The 16158-nt window shown below is 28.9% G+C and carries 14 protein-coding genes and 1 riboswitch; of the genes, 4 read left to right on the top strand and 10 right to left on the bottom strand.

Going from position 1 to position 16158, the window contains the following annotated elements; translation table 11 throughout:
* Positions 1-45: 45 nt before the first annotated feature.
* A riboswitch (Lysine riboswitch) is annotated at positions 46-221 on the bottom strand.
* Between the two features lie 31 nt (positions 222-252).
* Together CLFE_RS02125 and CLFE_RS02120 are read right to left on the bottom strand one after the other, a co-directional pair.
* Complete coding sequence (locus CLFE_RS02125; RefSeq protein ID WP_077832874.1) at positions 253-1188, bottom strand: tRNA dihydrouridine synthase; 936 nt, start codon at positions 1186-1188, stop codon at positions 253-255.
* A 2-nt stretch (positions 1189-1190) separates the two neighbouring features.
* A complete protein-coding gene (locus tag CLFE_RS02120; protein ID WP_077832873.1) occupies positions 1191-1733 on the bottom strand; it encodes a PadR family transcriptional regulator in 543 nt (180 codons plus the stop codon).
* A gap of 123 nt (positions 1734-1856) precedes the next feature.
* On the opposite strand from CLFE_RS02120, the gene CLFE_RS02115 reads away from it, so the two are divergent.
* Both CLFE_RS02115 and CLFE_RS02110 read left to right on the top strand, forming a co-directional pair.
* Entirely contained in the window at positions 1857-2399 is a 543-nt protein-coding gene (locus CLFE_RS02115) for a phenolic acid decarboxylase (protein WP_077894887.1), read from the top strand.
* A gap of 73 nt (positions 2400-2472) precedes the next feature.
* A complete protein-coding gene (locus tag CLFE_RS02110) occupies positions 2473-3234 on the top strand; it encodes an alpha/beta hydrolase family protein (protein WP_077894888.1) in 762 nt (253 codons plus the stop codon).
* Positions 3235-3279: 45 nt separating this feature from the next.
* Here CLFE_RS02110 and CLFE_RS02105 read toward each other — a convergent pair whose 3' ends face one another.
* From CLFE_RS02105 to CLFE_RS02085, 5 genes are all read right to left on the bottom strand, one after another.
* Positions 3280-3663 (bottom strand): DUF1284 domain-containing protein, encoded by a 384-nt coding sequence (locus CLFE_RS02105; protein ID WP_077832870.1) that lies wholly within the window; start codon positions 3661-3663, stop codon positions 3280-3282.
* Positions 3660-4193: a biotin transporter BioY gene (locus CLFE_RS02100; protein ID WP_077894889.1), complete on the bottom strand. Its 534-nt coding sequence runs from the start codon at positions 4191-4193 to the stop codon at positions 3660-3662. The genes CLFE_RS02105 and CLFE_RS02100 overlap by 4 nt, the downstream gene beginning before the upstream one ends.
* A 146-nt stretch (positions 4194-4339) precedes the next feature.
* A complete protein-coding gene (locus tag CLFE_RS02095; RefSeq protein WP_077894890.1) occupies positions 4340-5779 on the bottom strand; it encodes a WD40/YVTN/BNR-like repeat-containing protein in 1440 nt (479 codons plus the stop codon).
* A gap of 110 nt (positions 5780-5889) precedes the next feature.
* Complete coding sequence (locus CLFE_RS02090; RefSeq protein WP_077894891.1) at positions 5890-6843, bottom strand: metallophosphoesterase family protein; 954 nt, start codon at positions 6841-6843, stop codon at positions 5890-5892.
* A gap of 186 nt (positions 6844-7029) precedes the next feature.
* On the bottom strand, positions 7030-7818 hold the full coding sequence (locus CLFE_RS02085; protein ID WP_077894892.1) for a Cof-type HAD-IIB family hydrolase: 789 nt from the start codon (positions 7816-7818) through the stop codon (positions 7030-7032).
* Positions 7819-7980: 162 nt separating this feature from the next.
* On the opposite strand from CLFE_RS02085, the gene CLFE_RS02080 reads away from it, so the two are divergent.
* Positions 7981-8745, top strand: coding sequence for a DeoR/GlpR family DNA-binding transcription regulator (locus CLFE_RS02080; protein WP_077851765.1), 765 nt, complete (start codon positions 7981-7983; stop codon positions 8743-8745).
* A gap of 208 nt (positions 8746-8953) precedes the next feature.
* On the opposite strand, the gene CLFE_RS02075 is transcribed toward CLFE_RS02080, so the two are convergent.
* Complete coding sequence (locus CLFE_RS02075) at positions 8954-9778, bottom strand: MerR family transcriptional regulator (protein WP_077835089.1); 825 nt, start codon at positions 9776-9778, stop codon at positions 8954-8956.
* Positions 9779-10228: 450 nt separating this feature from the next.
* On the opposite strand from CLFE_RS02075, the gene CLFE_RS02070 reads away from it, so the two are divergent.
* Positions 10229-11248, top strand: coding sequence for an FtsZ/tubulin family protein (locus CLFE_RS02070; protein ID WP_077835090.1), 1020 nt, complete (start codon positions 10229-10231; stop codon positions 11246-11248).
* 222 nt (positions 11249-11470) lie between these two features.
* Here the strand turns inward: CLFE_RS02070 and CLFE_RS02065 are convergent, their stop codons facing one another.
* Complete coding sequence (locus CLFE_RS02065) at positions 11471-12676, bottom strand: IS256 family transposase (protein ID WP_169851002.1); 1206 nt, start codon at positions 12674-12676, stop codon at positions 11471-11473.
* 225 nt (positions 12677-12901) lie between these two features.
* Complete coding sequence (locus CLFE_RS02060) at positions 12902-15718, bottom strand: hypothetical protein (protein WP_077894169.1); 2817 nt, start codon at positions 15716-15718, stop codon at positions 12902-12904.
* Between the last annotated feature and the right edge of the window lie 440 nt (positions 15719-16158).

Here is a 16158-nt window from a genome sequence, read left to right as displayed (position 1 = left end):
GCACTTAAACACATATTCAATCGTACAAATATACGTTAATTCCACAAAAATGATAGTTCTCCACAATTTCCATTTGTGACAGTTTTGTATATATTTTATACAAACCCAGCAATATGATTTTAAAGCGTTAATCATATGCTTCGGCAACCTTTCCTTTCAAACTGCTTCATTGTGCTTACCTCAACAATTTTACTTTTAAAGTCTGCGCCTCTACCTCAGTTATTCACTTATTTTTTTAGTATACACTATACTTTAAATCAAGTCAAATTCTTTAAAAAGCCTTGATACAATTAATTCATACTCGTTTAATCTATTTGCTTTACGTATCTTTTTAAAATATTTATCACTATCTTTAAAGGAATGTATCATATAAAACCAAACCTCTTTCATTTTAAATAATACATTTTTTTCTCCTGAAAGAAAGCTTTGATACTCTTTATAAATTGTATCGTGAAATTCTTTCAATACTTCTTTGTCTGAATCATGAACGTTGTTAATATTTTTTAATAAATTAGGTTTTGAAATAATCCCACGTCCAAGCATAACAGTATTTAAATTTGAAAATTCTTCTGTAAGTTTTTTATAATCCTCTACCTTAAAAATATCGCCATTATAACACACCCTATTTTTGCTTAATGCTAAAGCATCCTTAAACACCTTCATATTAGGCTTATTGTTATAAAAATCAGTTTGTATTCTTGGGTGTATAATAAGCTCCTCTAAAGGATACTTATTATATATTTTAATAAGCTCATAGAACTCATCTGGAGAATCTTTCCCTATCCTAGTCTTTATAGAAATTTTAGCATTTGACTTGGAAAATACCTCTTCTAAAAACTCATCTAGCTCTTTCCTCTTTTTTAGAAACCCTGAACCTCTACCTTTAGCTACAACTGTACCTGATGGACAGCCTAAATTTAAATTAACTTCCTTGTATCCAAACCTCATCAATTTCTCAGTTGTAAAAATGAACTTTTCAGCATCATTAGTTAGTATTTGAGGAACTAAAAAAGGTACTTTATTATTCTCTGGCAGTACATCTCTTAATTCTCTTGAGGTTAATTTTTCACTACTAGTTGGCACAATAAACGGTGTGAAATATTTATCCATACCTCCAAAAAACCTTTCATAGGCGTTTCTATATATGTATCCTGTAATACCTTCTAGTGGCGCAAAATAGTATTTCATAATTATAAACTCTCCTCATACTGTTTTTTAAGCCAATTTAAATATCCTTCTTCCCTAATAATCGCATGATCTAATATAAGATAGTGTCCATAATTCTCTTTTTTATATTCTTCTCTTTCAAAAATTGTTTTCATTCTAAGCTTTAAATGTTCCAGCTTTTCACTATGTAATTTTATTTGTTCTTCAAACATATCTTTTAATCTTACATCCTTACTATGATGAACAAAATATAATTTCAAAATAAATTCATCTTTAGTTGCTAATAACTCTGTTGTTCCTGAAGAAATCCAAGCTTGAAGCTCTACTTCTCCCTCTTTAGTAAGTGTATAATACTTTTTTTCAAGTTTATTTCCTACTATTTCAACTCGTGAACATATTAACTCTTGCTCTTCTAATTTTCTTAGCTCAGGATAAATCTGACTATGCTTTGCTCTCCAAAATTCACCTATCTCCTCTTCAAATATCTTTTTAATATCATAACCACTCAACTCTTGCTTTTCTAACAGCCCTAAAATAATGTACCTAAGCATATTCTTTCTAATCATAATTATCTCCCTTGACAATTTTATATTATAAGTATATCATAAATGTTATAAGATAAACATGTCTTTAATTACATGTTTTGAAGTACATGTTTATATGCATGTAACATGAAAGGTGGAATTATTATGTCTGAGAAGAAAATATTTAAAGATTTAGATGACTTTTTAGGAACACATTTTATTTATACTTATGATAATGGTTGGGAATATGAATGGTATGCAAAAAATGATCATACTGTTGATTATCGTATACATGGTGGTATGGTTGCTGGTCGTTGGGTAACTGACCAAGAAGCAAACATTGTAAAATTAACAGATGGAGTATTCAAAATAACTTGGACTGAACCAACTGGTACTGATGTAGCTTTAGATTTTATGCCAAACGAAGGAAAGTTACATGGAGTTATCTTCTTCCCAAAATGGGTTCACGAACATCCAGAAATCACTGTGACTTATCAAAATGAACACATTGATTTAATGGAAGAATCACGCGTAAAATATGAAACTTATCCCAAATATGTAGTTCCTGAATTTGCAACTATAACTTATATGGGAAATGCGGGACAAGATAATAATGAAGTTATCAGTGAAGCTCCTTATAAAGGTATGACTGATGATATCCGTGCTGGAAAGTACTTTGATAAAGACTACAAGAAAATAAAGAAGTAATTATTCCTTTTAACAGTAATCGTATATACGGTATAATTAAGTAAACGCAACATGTTTTGAAAGGATTAGTTATATGCAAAAGATTGTAAATATAAAAAGAGCAGGCTTAAATTTAGTTGGTACTTTGGAATATCCTTTTCTTGAAGAAAACAAAAAATATCCTCTTGTTATCATAATGCATGGTTTTACTTCAAATCGTAATAGAAAACTACAGTTGGCACTTGCAGAAAAACTTTTAGAAAACAATATTGTCTCTTTGCGATTTGATTTTAACGGTCATGGTGATAGCGATGGTCTATTTGAAGACATGACTGTTCCAAATGAATTAGAGGATGCAGGTGAGGTTCTACGTTATGTAAAAAAATTAGACTTTGTTAAAAATATTAGTCTTTTGGGCCATTCTCAAGGTGGTGTTGTGGCTGGTATGACCGCCGGTTATTATCCTGATGATATTACTTGTCTTGTACAAATGGCACCAGCTGCAACCTTAAAGGATGATGCTTTAAAGGGTACAATTATGGGTACAATCTATGATCCAAAACATATACCAGAATATATTACAATTACAAGTAATAATAAACCTTTAAGAAGCCAATATTTTAGCACAGCACAACATTTACCAATTTATGAAGTCTCAAGTCAATATAAAGGTCCTGTATGCCTTATACATGGAACTTCTGATAAAGTTGTTGACCCATTTGCTTCAAAAAGATACTACGGAAGCTATGCTAACAGCGCTTTACATTTACTTGAAAAGCAAGATCATGGCTTTGAATATAATTTAGATGAAGCTGTAGACTTAGCTGTTAATTTCATTATTTCAAAGGTTAACTAACTAAAAAAATCAGGTGTTAATCTCACCTGATTTTTTAATATACTTTTATAGATTCAGAATATTGTTTTTACATTTACTATTTGTATACCATGCGCATCTTCCGCAAATATCTTGCATTATTTCTTCATTTATATTTGTCTTCAATCTAACTATGAGATCCTTATATGTATATACTCTTTCCTCTAACATTAGATATTTAATAACTTTACTATCTATACTTACTACCTTATCATTAGTTTCACAAATATTCTCTAGTTTTTTATTTGGGCATTTTCTGCATACATCATCTGTAGAAAAAACAATTTTTACTTTGGATTTTTCCTCAAGTTGTTCATATATTTTGTCCATATTTTCAATAAAATCTTTGCTATATCCCTTTCCTTCATATCCTTGAAAACACATAATATGATGAGGTCTTAACCTTATCATGCTAATCCCCCTGACTTTATCCCATTTCTTATACTAACGGCTACTATAGAAACAATGATAATTTTAATTATATCAAAAAGTATAAATGGCAAAACCGCAACTTTAATTGCTGCTAAAAAGGACATCTTAGTCATAAGTGCAAGCCATACTGATCCAAGTATATAACAAAATACACTTGCAACCACCATTGATATTATAATAGGTATTCTTTTTTTATATTTATCAGAAACATATCCAACAATGAGAGTCATGAATGGAAATGCAATAATGAATCCACCTGTAGGTCCTACAACCGCTCCAATACCACCTGAAAAGCCAGCAAAAACGGGCACCCCAATTGCCCCAAGAACCACATAAACTAATTGTGATATAAAACCACGTTTTGCTCCTAATATTACTCCAGCAAGATAAACTGCCATTACTTGCATCGTAATTGGTACAGTTCCAATTGGAATAGATATTTGAGATAGAACACAGCTTATTGCTGCAAATAAAGCACATAATATTAAATCTTTAGTTGACATCTTCATAGTTACTCCCCCTTCTTATTGTAAACTATATTTTTCATTATAGTTTACAATATAATTATATACTGATTTCTCCTGCTGTCAATATACCTAAAAATAAAAAGGCTTCCTTTGACATAATTCTTAGGAAGCTTTTTAGTAATTTATCTTTAAGGTACATCTTTTATGTATTTCCAGGTTACTCCTTCATCCGTAGACTGATATAACTCTTTAGTTTTATCACCATCAGATCCTTTTCCTATTAAAACATAAAGCTTTCCACCTTTTTTATATGGCATTGTCGGTAAATCAAAGGACGCATCCTTTTTTATAGAAGTAAAATTCACCTTTTTATACGATATTCCTCCATCATTTGTACAGTATAGCTCTCCCCTTGAACCTCCCGAAAAAGATAAACCTAGAAAACCAAGCTTACTGTCTAAAAAAGTTATTCCACTTGCAATACCAATGTCACCATTAAATGGATCTTGATTTATAGTTGTCCAATTAACTCTATCAGTGGTTTTTTCTAAAGCATAAGACCTACTGCCAGCTGCTGCTGCAACTATTTCCAGCCTATATCCAACCTTTTTTGATAGATAAAACTTCTCTGAAGAATTAGTTTCCTCGTGAGAATTTTCTTCATTATACGGTTCTACTATTTCCTTATTTGCACCCTCTATTAAACTGTACCTTACTGGTTGGTATTCATTTAATTTCTCTGGTACAAATACAGATAAGGTGTATCCGACCATTTTATAGTTCATGTCACTATTTTCAATTATTTTACCTTTTGAATCAAGGTAAATAACGTTGCTTGAAAAGCTCTTTCTCCCATGATAATTAATAGAATAAGCTTTTTCGCTCCAATTACTTACTGTTTTTTTAAGTGGAGCTTTCTTCATCAGCGTAAAAAATGGTTCTAGTAGCTTATCCTTATTGTAATCTGGTTTAGCATAACCATTTAAGTATATTATAATCTTATCTGATTTGTTTCTATCATAACTAATTAAATAAGTTTGTAATTTACCTTTATCATTTTTTCCATATAAAAATGTATCGAAGGATAAAATCTTTCCATTTGAATCAAATTTCATAGTAAAATTATTTACCATATATAACTTTTTAGGCATGTGTACTTTCTCATTAACATCCTGAATAATACCTTCTATACCATCCTTATATATGTTATCATGCTGAAAATTTGCTAGTCTTTTATTTTTTAGTTCTTCTAAATACCATGCTAATTTTCCATTATATTTTGTCCCACTATTATATATTTTAGTTCCATAAAAGCCCGTTACACAAATTGCAAGTATAAAAGCTATAAGCGTGAATTTATTCTTTATCCTTGAGTATTCTTCCCCCTTCTCTTCTTCCTCTGCCAATGTATTCTTAGGCCTTTTCACAAGCCTAGTCACTAACATTATTAGCCACACTATAAAGAAAACCAAACATCCAAACAATATATTTGTAATTTTACCTACTCTTCCATACTTACATAAAATATTTAGTTCGTAAAAGAAAACAAAATAAACTAACACAAATACACAACAATTTATTATGGATAAAGTTAATTGATTCTTTGTAATTTTTTTATATTTTTTCATTGCTTTACTCCATTATCTTTTATTGAGGAATTTTAAATTTCCTCTATATATTGAAAGTATACAATAACTTACTATATGTTGCCATAATAAACTTACATTAATATATTAATTTATTTAGTAATAGCCTTTGTAAATATCCATTGTTTTTCTTTAATATCTCTTCCCTTAATAATAACCTTATCTCCATTAACTTCAATGTACAAACCCTTAATATATTGTTTTTTAGTTATATCTGTTATTACACCTCTACTATTTATTTCTGGTATAAGCGTATATTGAAGTGCTGCTGCATGAACCATTGTAAATGGCTGATTTTCTAATACACTATTCTTATCTAAATCAGCGTGAGTATGGGATGTAAATAACACTACCTCTGGATACTTTGATAGAATTTCATTAATTTCTTCACTTTGCTTAACTCCCTGCCAGTTCCAGAATGGCTTTAAATTTTGATGTAAAAATACAAATACAGGTTTGCCTTTTGTATAGTTTTGAGCTAATTTTTCCTTAAGCCAGATTAGTTGCTCATTTGATATAGATGCTTCTGTGGAATTCGTTGTTTTAGATTTACCATCTTCAGACCCAAGTGATATAAAATGGTAGCCCTTAATCCATTTGTCATGATACACTTTCTTTTCCTGAGAAAATCCAAGGTATCTATTTATAAATGTTTTAACTTGTGCCTTTGAATTTGTCCCTATATTATAATCAAAAAATTCATGATTTCCTATGTTTTCAATAATTGTTTTAGGTAATATATCTTTATTTCGCTTTAGAGTCTTTTTTACTGAATCGTACTGGCTTTCGATTCCTTGATCCACAGTGTCACCGTTTAATATTAATGCATCAATATCTTGATCTATTGTGTATAGATCATTAATAGCTCTCTGAAGGTTGTCCGTTCTATTGTGAACATCTCCAAGTACTGCAAAAGTTAGCTGTGCTTTGGGCTTTGCCTTCACCTTTACTTTGGAAATAGTTTTAGGTATATAAATATATATCGCTATTACTGCTAATATAATAACTATGATGATTCCAGTAATTATCAATTTAAGCTTTTTCATTTTCATCGCCTTCTCTTGTGGTTTATTTGGTATGTACCATAATAAACATGTTATCACTTAAAGTAGGCTCTAAGTCAATATCATTGAGCGTTGTACTTTTAAAAAAAGAAGTAGCAATTTTAAGCTGCTGTTTAACGTCCACTTCAATTAAATGCTTATCACAACCCTCTTTAAATTTGAGATAACTTACGACAAAATAAATCTTTCTATACCAAGGGCAACTCCATCGTTTTGAACCGTATCCGTAACCTCTTTAGCGAAACCTTTGACAAAATCCCCCGCATTCCCCATGGCTATTCCACATCCTACTGTCTCTAACATTTCTATATCATTTTTTCCGTCACCAAAGGCATAGCTATTTTCAACAGAGATATCTAGAAATTCAAGCACCTTTAATATCCCAGAAGCCTTGCTATTGTTTTTAGAATATAATTCGAGGTGTTTTATATCTTCATCATAAATATAATTGTAGTTTTCATCTTCTAATGATAAACAATATTGTATACCTTTTTCATCATCACACACCATCTCTACCTTGTACACATCTATATCATCTATATTATAATCATTCAAAATGTACTTTTTAGATATATCAAATTCATCATAAAAGGCATGAAGCTTTTTATATTCCGCTCTTGTATAAGAGTACTTTTCTCCCTGCAATATATATTCAACGTTTAATCTTTCAAAATTATTTATAATCTTTTTTAAACTTTCTTTATCCATAGCTTGCTTGTATATGTTATTTTTATTAACTTCTACATATGAACCATTTGTATAAACAAAGCCATCGAAGCCAAAGTTAAGAAGCTCATCATCTAAAAAAGCGAACGGCCTTCCTGTGGCTATAAAGACATAATCTCCATTTGCCCTAAGTCTTCTTATAGCTTTTTCTACTCTCGGAGTAATCTTATCTATTCCATTTAAACAATCTAATAAAGTTCCATCAATATCAAAAAACACTGCTTTTCTCATAATAGTATCCCTTCCTTATGCCTTAATTCCTATTTAATATTACTTATTATCATTTAATATCATTCTATCCCACTTACTATTAATTGTCAATCACACTATAATTGCATTTTAGTATTATAGTTGCTAAAATAAAGGTAACTTAAAACAGCTTTGGAGGAAATTATGTTTATTGAAGAAAGACACAAGCATATATTAGACTTACTTACTAAGGACGGTAAAGTACTGGTAAAAGATTTAAGTCTACGATTTGGCGTAAGTGAAAGCATGATTAGAAAAGATCTTCAAGTTTTAGAAAAGAATAATCTTTTGCAGCGTACTTACGGTGGTGCAATTAGTATAAAACGTACTTTAGTAAATGCTGAAAAGTTATATACTAGAGTTGAAAAAGATATAGATCTGAAAATGATAATAGCTAAAAAAATATATAAGTTAATCTATGATAAGGATACAGTTTTTTTAGATACTTCTAGTATTTCTTATCTTCTTACAAAATTGCTTATACAAAATAATAAGGATATTACCTTAATAACAAATATGGTTGAAATCTCTTCACTACTTCATTTAGATTTAAAACTGAAGGTAATCTTTATAGGTGGTGATTACAACAGCTTTGTGGGTGGGAATATAGGTTTTCATTCAATTGAGCAAATTAAGCTTTATCGCTGCAATAAAGCTTTTCTAGGCTGTAGTGGAATAGACCTTACAAATGGAACTGTTAGTACTTGCCTTTCTGAAGATGCAGGCACCAAAAAGGCAATTATGAGTATATCTAAAGAATCCTATTTAATGGCTCCTAATGAACGTTTTAAATTAGATGGGACCTTTAATTTTTCAAATATATCTGATTTTCACAGTATCATTACTGAAGTAGAACCTGATACCAATATATTAACCTTGCTTAATCAATACGATGTAATTTTGTTGTAGTTTTAATATAATAAGCCTGAGACATTACTATTATAATATCTCAGGCTTATTACATCATAAAAAATAAAGATTACTAACGAAGTGATTTCCTAATGTAATCTTTTATTATCAATTCAAAAAATTAAAATGCTTATGTAATTTTATAAATACACAACATGCCTCTGCCCTATAATTATCCTTAATTACAGCTATTACATGTTATTGCAAGTTATTTATCGTTACCTGAGAATATCTTAGATAAGAAACCAGGCTTAGTTTTGTCCATTTCTTGCTCTAAAGAATATGCTTGTGACATTATAGTACGGTACTTTCTAATTTCCTCTATTATATTTTCTTCTCTAGATATATACATTTCACTTAACTTCTCAAATTCTTCTTTCAACCCATTTTCTGTTGAAAGCTTTTCAGTTATTAATTTATCAAGCTTTGTATATGCCTCTTCATTTAATTCTGCATTTGAATTAGGTTGAGCTTCAAATTTAGAATTAATTTCACTTAGTAACTCTTCTTTTAATGATTTAAATTGTTTTTCTTGTGCTTCCTCTATTAACTTTGCAATGTTTTGAGAAAGTACTTCATTATTTTCACTGATTTTGTTATCAATATACTCTTTTAAATTGTCAAATTGTTCATTTTGTACTTTTGAAATAGTTTCAGAAATATCTTCAGTAGATACCATTGGTACCTCTTCTTTAGCTATTACTGATTTTTCACCTTCAAAAGATAATCCTTCACAATACTTTTGAATTTCTTTAATAGTAAGACCTTTATTTTTTAATCCTATTAAAAATTCAAGCTTATCTATGTCTTTATCAGTATATGTCAACTCTTTATCTGATATTTTTATGTTTAAAATATCATCAAAAACATTAGTGAAGTACAAAATACTGCCCTCATCTTGTCCTAACAAATTAGCAACTTGGTTAATTGTATAGTATAATATTTCACCACGTCTTCTATTATTTACAACATCCACCTGCTCGGGCTCCATATTATTTTCTTCAAGTTCCATATTATTCTCTTCAGAATTCATAATGTTTTAAATCCCCTTTCGAAATTTTTAATTTAAATCTAATACAATATAAATTTCCATCAAAAACACGGTCGAACTAATGCCTTTAATGCCTCACTCATTACATTATAATATAATTTATCGCAAAAATACATTATTTTTTACAATTTTCATTTAAAAATTCATAATTCTACTTTAAAAATTCTTAAATATAGTATAAAATTATGTTATTATATTATAATTTCTTATAACATAAACCAATTAATATAAATTAATTTTAATTGATAGCAAATATAGTAATCAGTCATGTTATTATAATATAATTTGTCAATATTATGTTAATTTCTGCAAACAATCTTGGTGATTGACATACATGCACTAATAATCATAATTTAATCAACAAGGTTTTAAGAAATTAAACTTCTTATAAAACAATAAACAACAGTACAAAAATGGAGGATTAGATTAATTATGGAAAAAAGCAAAATGCTATTAGTTGGATTAGGACAGGGTGCTGGAAATATCGTAGATGGTCTATTAAGCAAAAACAGTTCTTATAATGGTTTATTTTTTAACAGCAGTGCGTTAGATATTAAACCATTGAAAAACGCTGAAATAGACAAAAATGTTTACCTATATCCTGGCACTGATGGTTCAGGAAGAGATAGAAGAAAATCAAGAGAAATGATAAAGGACAATGCAAATGCAATAGGAACTTTGTTAAAGAAATATCCTCAAACAGAAGTTATGGTTATATTTGCAAGTTTTGCTGGTGGAACAGGCTCTGGAGCAATAAAAACTTTTATTCAAATCGCTGCTTCTGCTATACCTACTGCTAAATTTAATGTAGTAGGAATTTTACCAAGTTTATCAGAAGATCAGTTAGCATTCAAGAATACATTAGAATGTTGGAACGACATAAACAGCGTTATGAATTTAATTAATGACATAAAATTTGTAGATAATAATAAAAGAAACACTTATAATGAAATAAATAATGAAGTAGTTGAAAGTTTAGATTTAGCATATAACTTAATGGGAGTACATGCAGATGGAAATATCGATAAAAAAGACTCCTTCAGAATAAATACAGCCGCTGGTGCCGGTGTTGTTTTAAAACTTTACGATGGTTTAAAGGATGCGAAAACAGCTATAGATTTCGCTATAAAGAACAGTGTATTCTCACAACCTGACGTATATGATTGTGATTACTTAGGTATAAACGTAAAAATGGACGGTTATGATGCAAATGAAATCAGCAAGTGCTTTGAAGTTTATAGAAGTACATATGTAACTTACAACAATTCATTTAATGTAATTGTTCTTGGAGGATGTGAAACTCCTACTGAATCAATCAAATTAATAAAATTAGCTTTAGATGACAAATCAAAAAGAAAACAAGCTAGAGAAAAAGCAAGAAGCGTTATTATTGATTTTGATGATGATGACAATGCTGATTCAGGTGAACCATTAGAATTTAATTTCGAATAATATTATTTATTAAAATTCTATATATCCAAAAAACGCTCCATGATACTTAAGGGAGCGTTTTTTGGAGAGTGTAAAATTCTTTCTGTAAAATAACTTTCTATGGTAAGTTTTAAAAGACAAGATTGTCAAAAGTGACTTTCTATCTTGTTTTAAATATACATTCTAAAAATATGTATGTCAAGAACGCCTTTAAAAACAGGCGTTTTTGGCATATTAAGCTTTTTATTCAGTAAGTCGTCCTTCATACATAATGGATAATTCACCGTACACTTTACCCCAATTTCTTAGTGGCAAACGCCATTTTTTTGTAGCTTCAAAAGTAGCAAGGTATAAAGCTTTTAAAAGTGATGTATCGCTTGGAAATACAGTTCTTTGTCTATTTAATCTACGATATGTGCTGTTGAGACTTTCGATTGCATTTGTAGTATAAATAACTTTTCTTACATCAGCAGAGAACTTAAAAATAGGGCTAATAGCATCCCAATTTGATTTCCAGCTTTTCATTGAGTTAGGATAATGTTTTTCCCATTTTCCAGTGATTTCTTCTAATTGCTTATATGCAATTTCCTCAGAAGGTGCATGATATATAGTTTTTAAATCTTTTGCAAATTCTTTTTTATCTTTATCAGAAACATACTTTAATGTATTTCTTACTTGATGAACTATACAACGTTGATATTCAGTATTTGGAAAAGCTACTGATATAGATTCCTTTATCCCTGTAAGACCATCTGCACAAAGGATAAGGATATCTTGAACACCTCTATTTTTTAATTCATTGAGAGCACTAAGCCAATATTTACTGCTTTCATTTTCTCCAATATTTATAGAAAGTACTTCTTTTCTGCCTTCATTATTTATACCAAGAATAATGTAAGCTGCAAGCTTACGTATAACGTTATTTTCCCTTACGGAAAAATGAACTGCATCAATGAAAACAATTGGATATACTGTAGATAAAGGTCTATGTTGCCATGCTTCTATTTCAGGAAGAAGTTTATTGGTTATATTTGAAACCATTCCTTCACTAACTTCAAACCCATATATATCTTCAATTTGTTCTGAAATTTGTCTGGTACTTAATCCTTTAGCATACATAGAAATAATTTTTTCTTCTATACCAGAAATATCTTTCTGGTGTTTTTGTACTATTTTAGGTTCAAAAGAACTTTCTCTATCCTGTGGTACATCTATATTCATCTCACCATATTTGCTTCGAATTCTTTTTTGTTTTTTCCCATTTCTTGAGTTTGTAGTTTCGGCTCGTTCATATGGTTCATAGCCTAAATGCTCGTCCATTTCACCTTCAAGCATAGATTGAATAGTTCCACCTAATAGATCTTTTAAAGCTTCCTGAATATCCTCAGCTGACTGAATATCATACTCGTCTATAAGAGCTGATATAATATTTCTTTTTCCTTCATTCATTGGTTTTACCTTATAAATATCTTTTTTTCTTGCCATAATAAAAGGCCTCCTATGATTTTATTTTACCATAGAAAGCCTTATTATTTTTATTTACAGACTTTTCTTCACATGCTCGTTTTTTGATATACAAAATTCAAAAATATTTACCAAACTTAGTGTAAAACCTTCCAAACTAAAATTATTAGTTTGGAAGGTTTTATTAGTATTGAGAGTTAAATTTATATCTTATACAGTTTGAAGTTTTTTAATAATATCATTTTGTTTACTTCTGTAACCCTCTATTTTTTCTATTTCTTTATTTACATTTAGGTTCATAACTTGTTCTGCATTTTTATCTGTTGATAATTTCTTTCTTTTAATGTCATATGCTTTTTTAGCTTCTTTAAATTGTTTTTTATTAGTTATTTTTAATTCCTGTAATTCTTTTTGTGTTTTCTTATATACTTCAATTTGTGATTCGAAAGATTTTGCATATGCATTACCGTAAAATGCATCACTAGCAAAAGCAGCAAAGTAACTGTATTTTCCTACTATATCTATCTTCTTTTTAACTTCTTCTAATAACTTTCCTTCAGCCTCTATGCTAATTATTTCTTGCTTTAAATCTATTCCCTTTTGAGTTTCTGCTAATTTGCTTTCGATAGTATATAGCTCATTTATGTTTTTAAATTCATTAGCTGTATCTAAATCCATTTCTCTTATTGCTTCTTTAACAGCTTCTCTTACTTGATTTTCTTTCAATGAATTATATTGTTTTAAGTATTTTTCTCTATCTGATGAATTGTATACTTGAGACATAAAAACAAATTTTTCTTTCATATAATTTATTTTGTCATCAACATTACTTTTACCGTAAACACCCATAGTACTGATTTCTTTTTCTACTTCTCTTATAGATGTTTCTATTTGCTTTAATTTTCCTTCACAGAAGTTCCTCACTTCATCATACTTAGTGTACTCAGAAATAATTTTCAATTCATCTTTAGCTTTAAGAGTACATAATAGTTCTTTTTTTAGTTGATCAAAGGTTCTTTTTGGTCTTTGCTTTTTAACCTTTGCATTACTAACCTGACTCTTAGCTTGTGCAGGTTTTGCCTTACCTTCCTTAACTTCTTTTTTCTGCTGCTTTACTTTACCTACATCTTCTGCTGCTTTTAGTGTCTTATTAGATTCTTCATTTTTCTTTATATCATTTTCAATTTTCTTTGGTGCTTCTTCTACAACTGGTTTTATTTCTTCCTTAGGTTTTATTTCTTCCTTAGGTTCTTCTTTTGCTTGTTCCTTTGTTTCTTCCTTAGGTTTTACTTTTTCATCTACATTTTTTACTTCTTTTAAAATCTTATCAAAATCTTCTCTTCTTCTTCGAGCACTTTTACTTTCACGTACTACTTTAGTTCCTTCTTCTTTCTTAACTTTATGCTCAAAATAAGCGTCTATATCAATATATAACAAGTTGCTGTTGTTCTTTATGATATCGTCTCTTCTGCTTTTGTATTTTGTAATTTTGTCTATAACTCTTACATTATCCAATCCTGATTTATCTGATATTTTTTTAGTTTTTAGAAGCTCTTGTTCCTTAGCATCATGATTACTTTGTTTTTTGTTATAGTCATCCCAATTACTTATTCCTAGTGATTTCAATTCACTTTCAACTTTATTGTATTCTTTTATTTCTTTTTCATATTTTTTCTCATAGGAGTTTTTAAATAATTCATTATCCTTGTGCTTATCTCTAGTAACCATAATAGGTTTGTACTTATCTAGTATTTCTAGTTTTGCTTTAGCTTCTTGTAAAACCTTTACTTCATTTTGTAATTCAATTAAGTCTTTCTTTAAGTCTATTTCTTTTTGAATTCCTACCATTCTGCTTTCGATATTATATAGTTCACTTATAGCATTTAAATCAGCATATAGATTTTCATTAATATCCTCTATTGAACTTCTAACAAGTTTATTTATTTCATTTTCTCTGTTTACATCATTCATAGGATGATTCTTTTTAGTATATCTTTCATTATTGCTTATCTTTTCTAATAAATAATCTATATTGTCATCGCTTTCAAGCTCGTCTACAATACCTATTGCATCAATTTCTTTGTTTAACTTTTCTATATTTGTATCTATTACTTTTATTTTTTCATCATAGAAATACTGTGTAACTTTATCTTTATCATATGCACATATACTCTTTAATTCATCTTTAGCTTTAAGATTGCAAATAAATTCTTTTTTCAATTCTCTTAATTTTCTCGCACCTATCTCTTTATACTTTTGATATGCTATATAAGAGTCTGAAATTTGATTGCTTTCCCAAATAAGATTGTTTCTAACCTTTTCTAACTTCTCTATATCTTCTTCGTATTTTTCAATTCTTTTTGCTAACTCTACTTCATCTTTTATGCCTTCTGTTTTTAAAGTCTCTTTAGTCTTTTCATATCTCGCTATGTTCTCTAAATTTTCATTTAATATGTTCTCATCAAAGCCTGAGGATTCATATTTTGAATATATTTCATCAATAGCCTTGAATGCATTTATAACTTCTTCTAGCTTTGCTTTTTCTGCATTAATAGGTTCAATTTCATTACTTACCTTTTTTATTTTATCCTGTAAGCTTTTTATGCTTCTAGTCAAATTACCCTCACTTGGGAACTTGCCATATATCTTACATAATTCTCTTACTTTTCTGTACTCTACTTGATTTATACCTGCTAATTTAGGAATTTGCTTATTGCCCACAACTGCATAATTTCCTATATTACCACTATGATATTCCTCAGATGTCATGTCCCTTTCAACAGTGATATAAATACCGCTTAATTTTTCATCTGTGATTTCTAGCTTAAGCATTAATTCTTCACCATCTACATCATGGTTTATATAAATAGGGTATGGTAATTTTTCCTCAATGCTTATCTTGCTTTTCTCGTCCATTATCTCCATTAAATTGGAATTTCTAATTTCGTCTGTGGTCATAAATGGCCTAATTGCATACTTTTTATCCAATATAATCTCTAGCGTATTTTTATTAGCTTTTGTTTCCACCTTTTCATCTCCTTTTTTATCCTCATGATTAGTGAGTGTAACGTTTCCCTTTCTATGAGATTTCTTTTACATCAACCTTCTTTTAAATTTGCTTCTCATAATGAAACGCTTCCTAAGATTTATTTTACTATTTATTATTTTATTTAACAATTATTTTGTTACAATTAATTCTACATTTCATGTTTTTATTCTATAAAATTCACATATTAACGTTAAATTGCATTATATTGTATTTACAAAATATTGAATATAAACATTATTATATCATATTTTAAATTTAATTATATTTTCATCGTTAATTTTTATCTTTTATACTAAATTAAAAATAGATAACTTTTTTAATATTTGTATAAAAATAGAGAATATAAATAATCATATTAATATCATTTACATTCTCTATTTTATAAAATTATAGATATAACTTCTGCGTCAAGTTTATT

This window comes from Clostridium felsineum DSM 794 (assembly GCF_002006355.2).
Taxonomy (GTDB): Bacteria; Bacillota; Clostridia; order Clostridiales; family Clostridiaceae; genus Clostridium_S; species Clostridium_S felsineum.
This window is presented reverse-complemented; position numbering and strand designations above follow the sequence as displayed.

Excerpts from the sequence above, each read along its gene's own strand:
- CLFE_RS02095 (WP_077894890.1), bottom strand. The coding sequence starts at position 5,779 with ATGAAAAAATATAAAAAAATTACAAAGAATCAATTAACTTTATCCATA.
- CLFE_RS02115 (WP_077894887.1), top strand. The coding sequence starts at position 1,857 with ATGTCTGAGAAGAAAATATTTAAAGATTTAGATGACTTTTTAGGAACA.
- CLFE_RS02080 (WP_077851765.1), top strand. The coding sequence starts at position 7,981 with ATGTTTATTGAAGAAAGACACAAGCATATATTAGACTTACTTACTAAG.
- CLFE_RS02075 (WP_077835089.1), bottom strand. The coding sequence starts at position 9,778 with ATGAATTCTGAAGAGAATAATATGGAACTTGAAGAAAATAATATGGAG.
- CLFE_RS02120 (WP_077832873.1), bottom strand. The coding sequence starts at position 1,733 with ATGATTAGAAAGAATATGCTTAGGTACATTATTTTAGGGCTGTTAGAA.
- CLFE_RS02085 (WP_077894892.1), bottom strand. The coding sequence starts at position 7,818 with ATGAGAAAAGCAGTGTTTTTTGATATTGATGGAACTTTATTAGATTGT.
- CLFE_RS02065 (WP_169851002.1), bottom strand. The coding sequence starts at position 12,676 with ATGAATGAAGGAAAAAGAAATATTATATCAGCTCTTATAGACGAGTAT.
- CLFE_RS02125 (WP_077832874.1), bottom strand. The coding sequence starts at position 1,188 with ATGAAATACTATTTTGCGCCACTAGAAGGTATTACAGGATACATATAT.
- CLFE_RS02110 (WP_077894888.1), top strand. The coding sequence starts at position 2,473 with ATGCAAAAGATTGTAAATATAAAAAGAGCAGGCTTAAATTTAGTTGGT.
- CLFE_RS02090 (WP_077894891.1), bottom strand. The coding sequence starts at position 6,843 with ATGAAAAAGCTTAAATTGATAATTACTGGAATCATCATAGTTATTATA.
- CLFE_RS02105 (WP_077832870.1), bottom strand. The coding sequence starts at position 3,663 with ATGATAAGGTTAAGACCTCATCATATTATGTGTTTTCAAGGATATGAA.
- CLFE_RS02100 (WP_077894889.1), bottom strand. The coding sequence starts at position 4,193 with ATGAAGATGTCAACTAAAGATTTAATATTATGTGCTTTATTTGCAGCA.
- CLFE_RS02070 (WP_077835090.1), top strand. The coding sequence starts at position 10,229 with ATGGAAAAAAGCAAAATGCTATTAGTTGGATTAGGACAGGGTGCTGGA.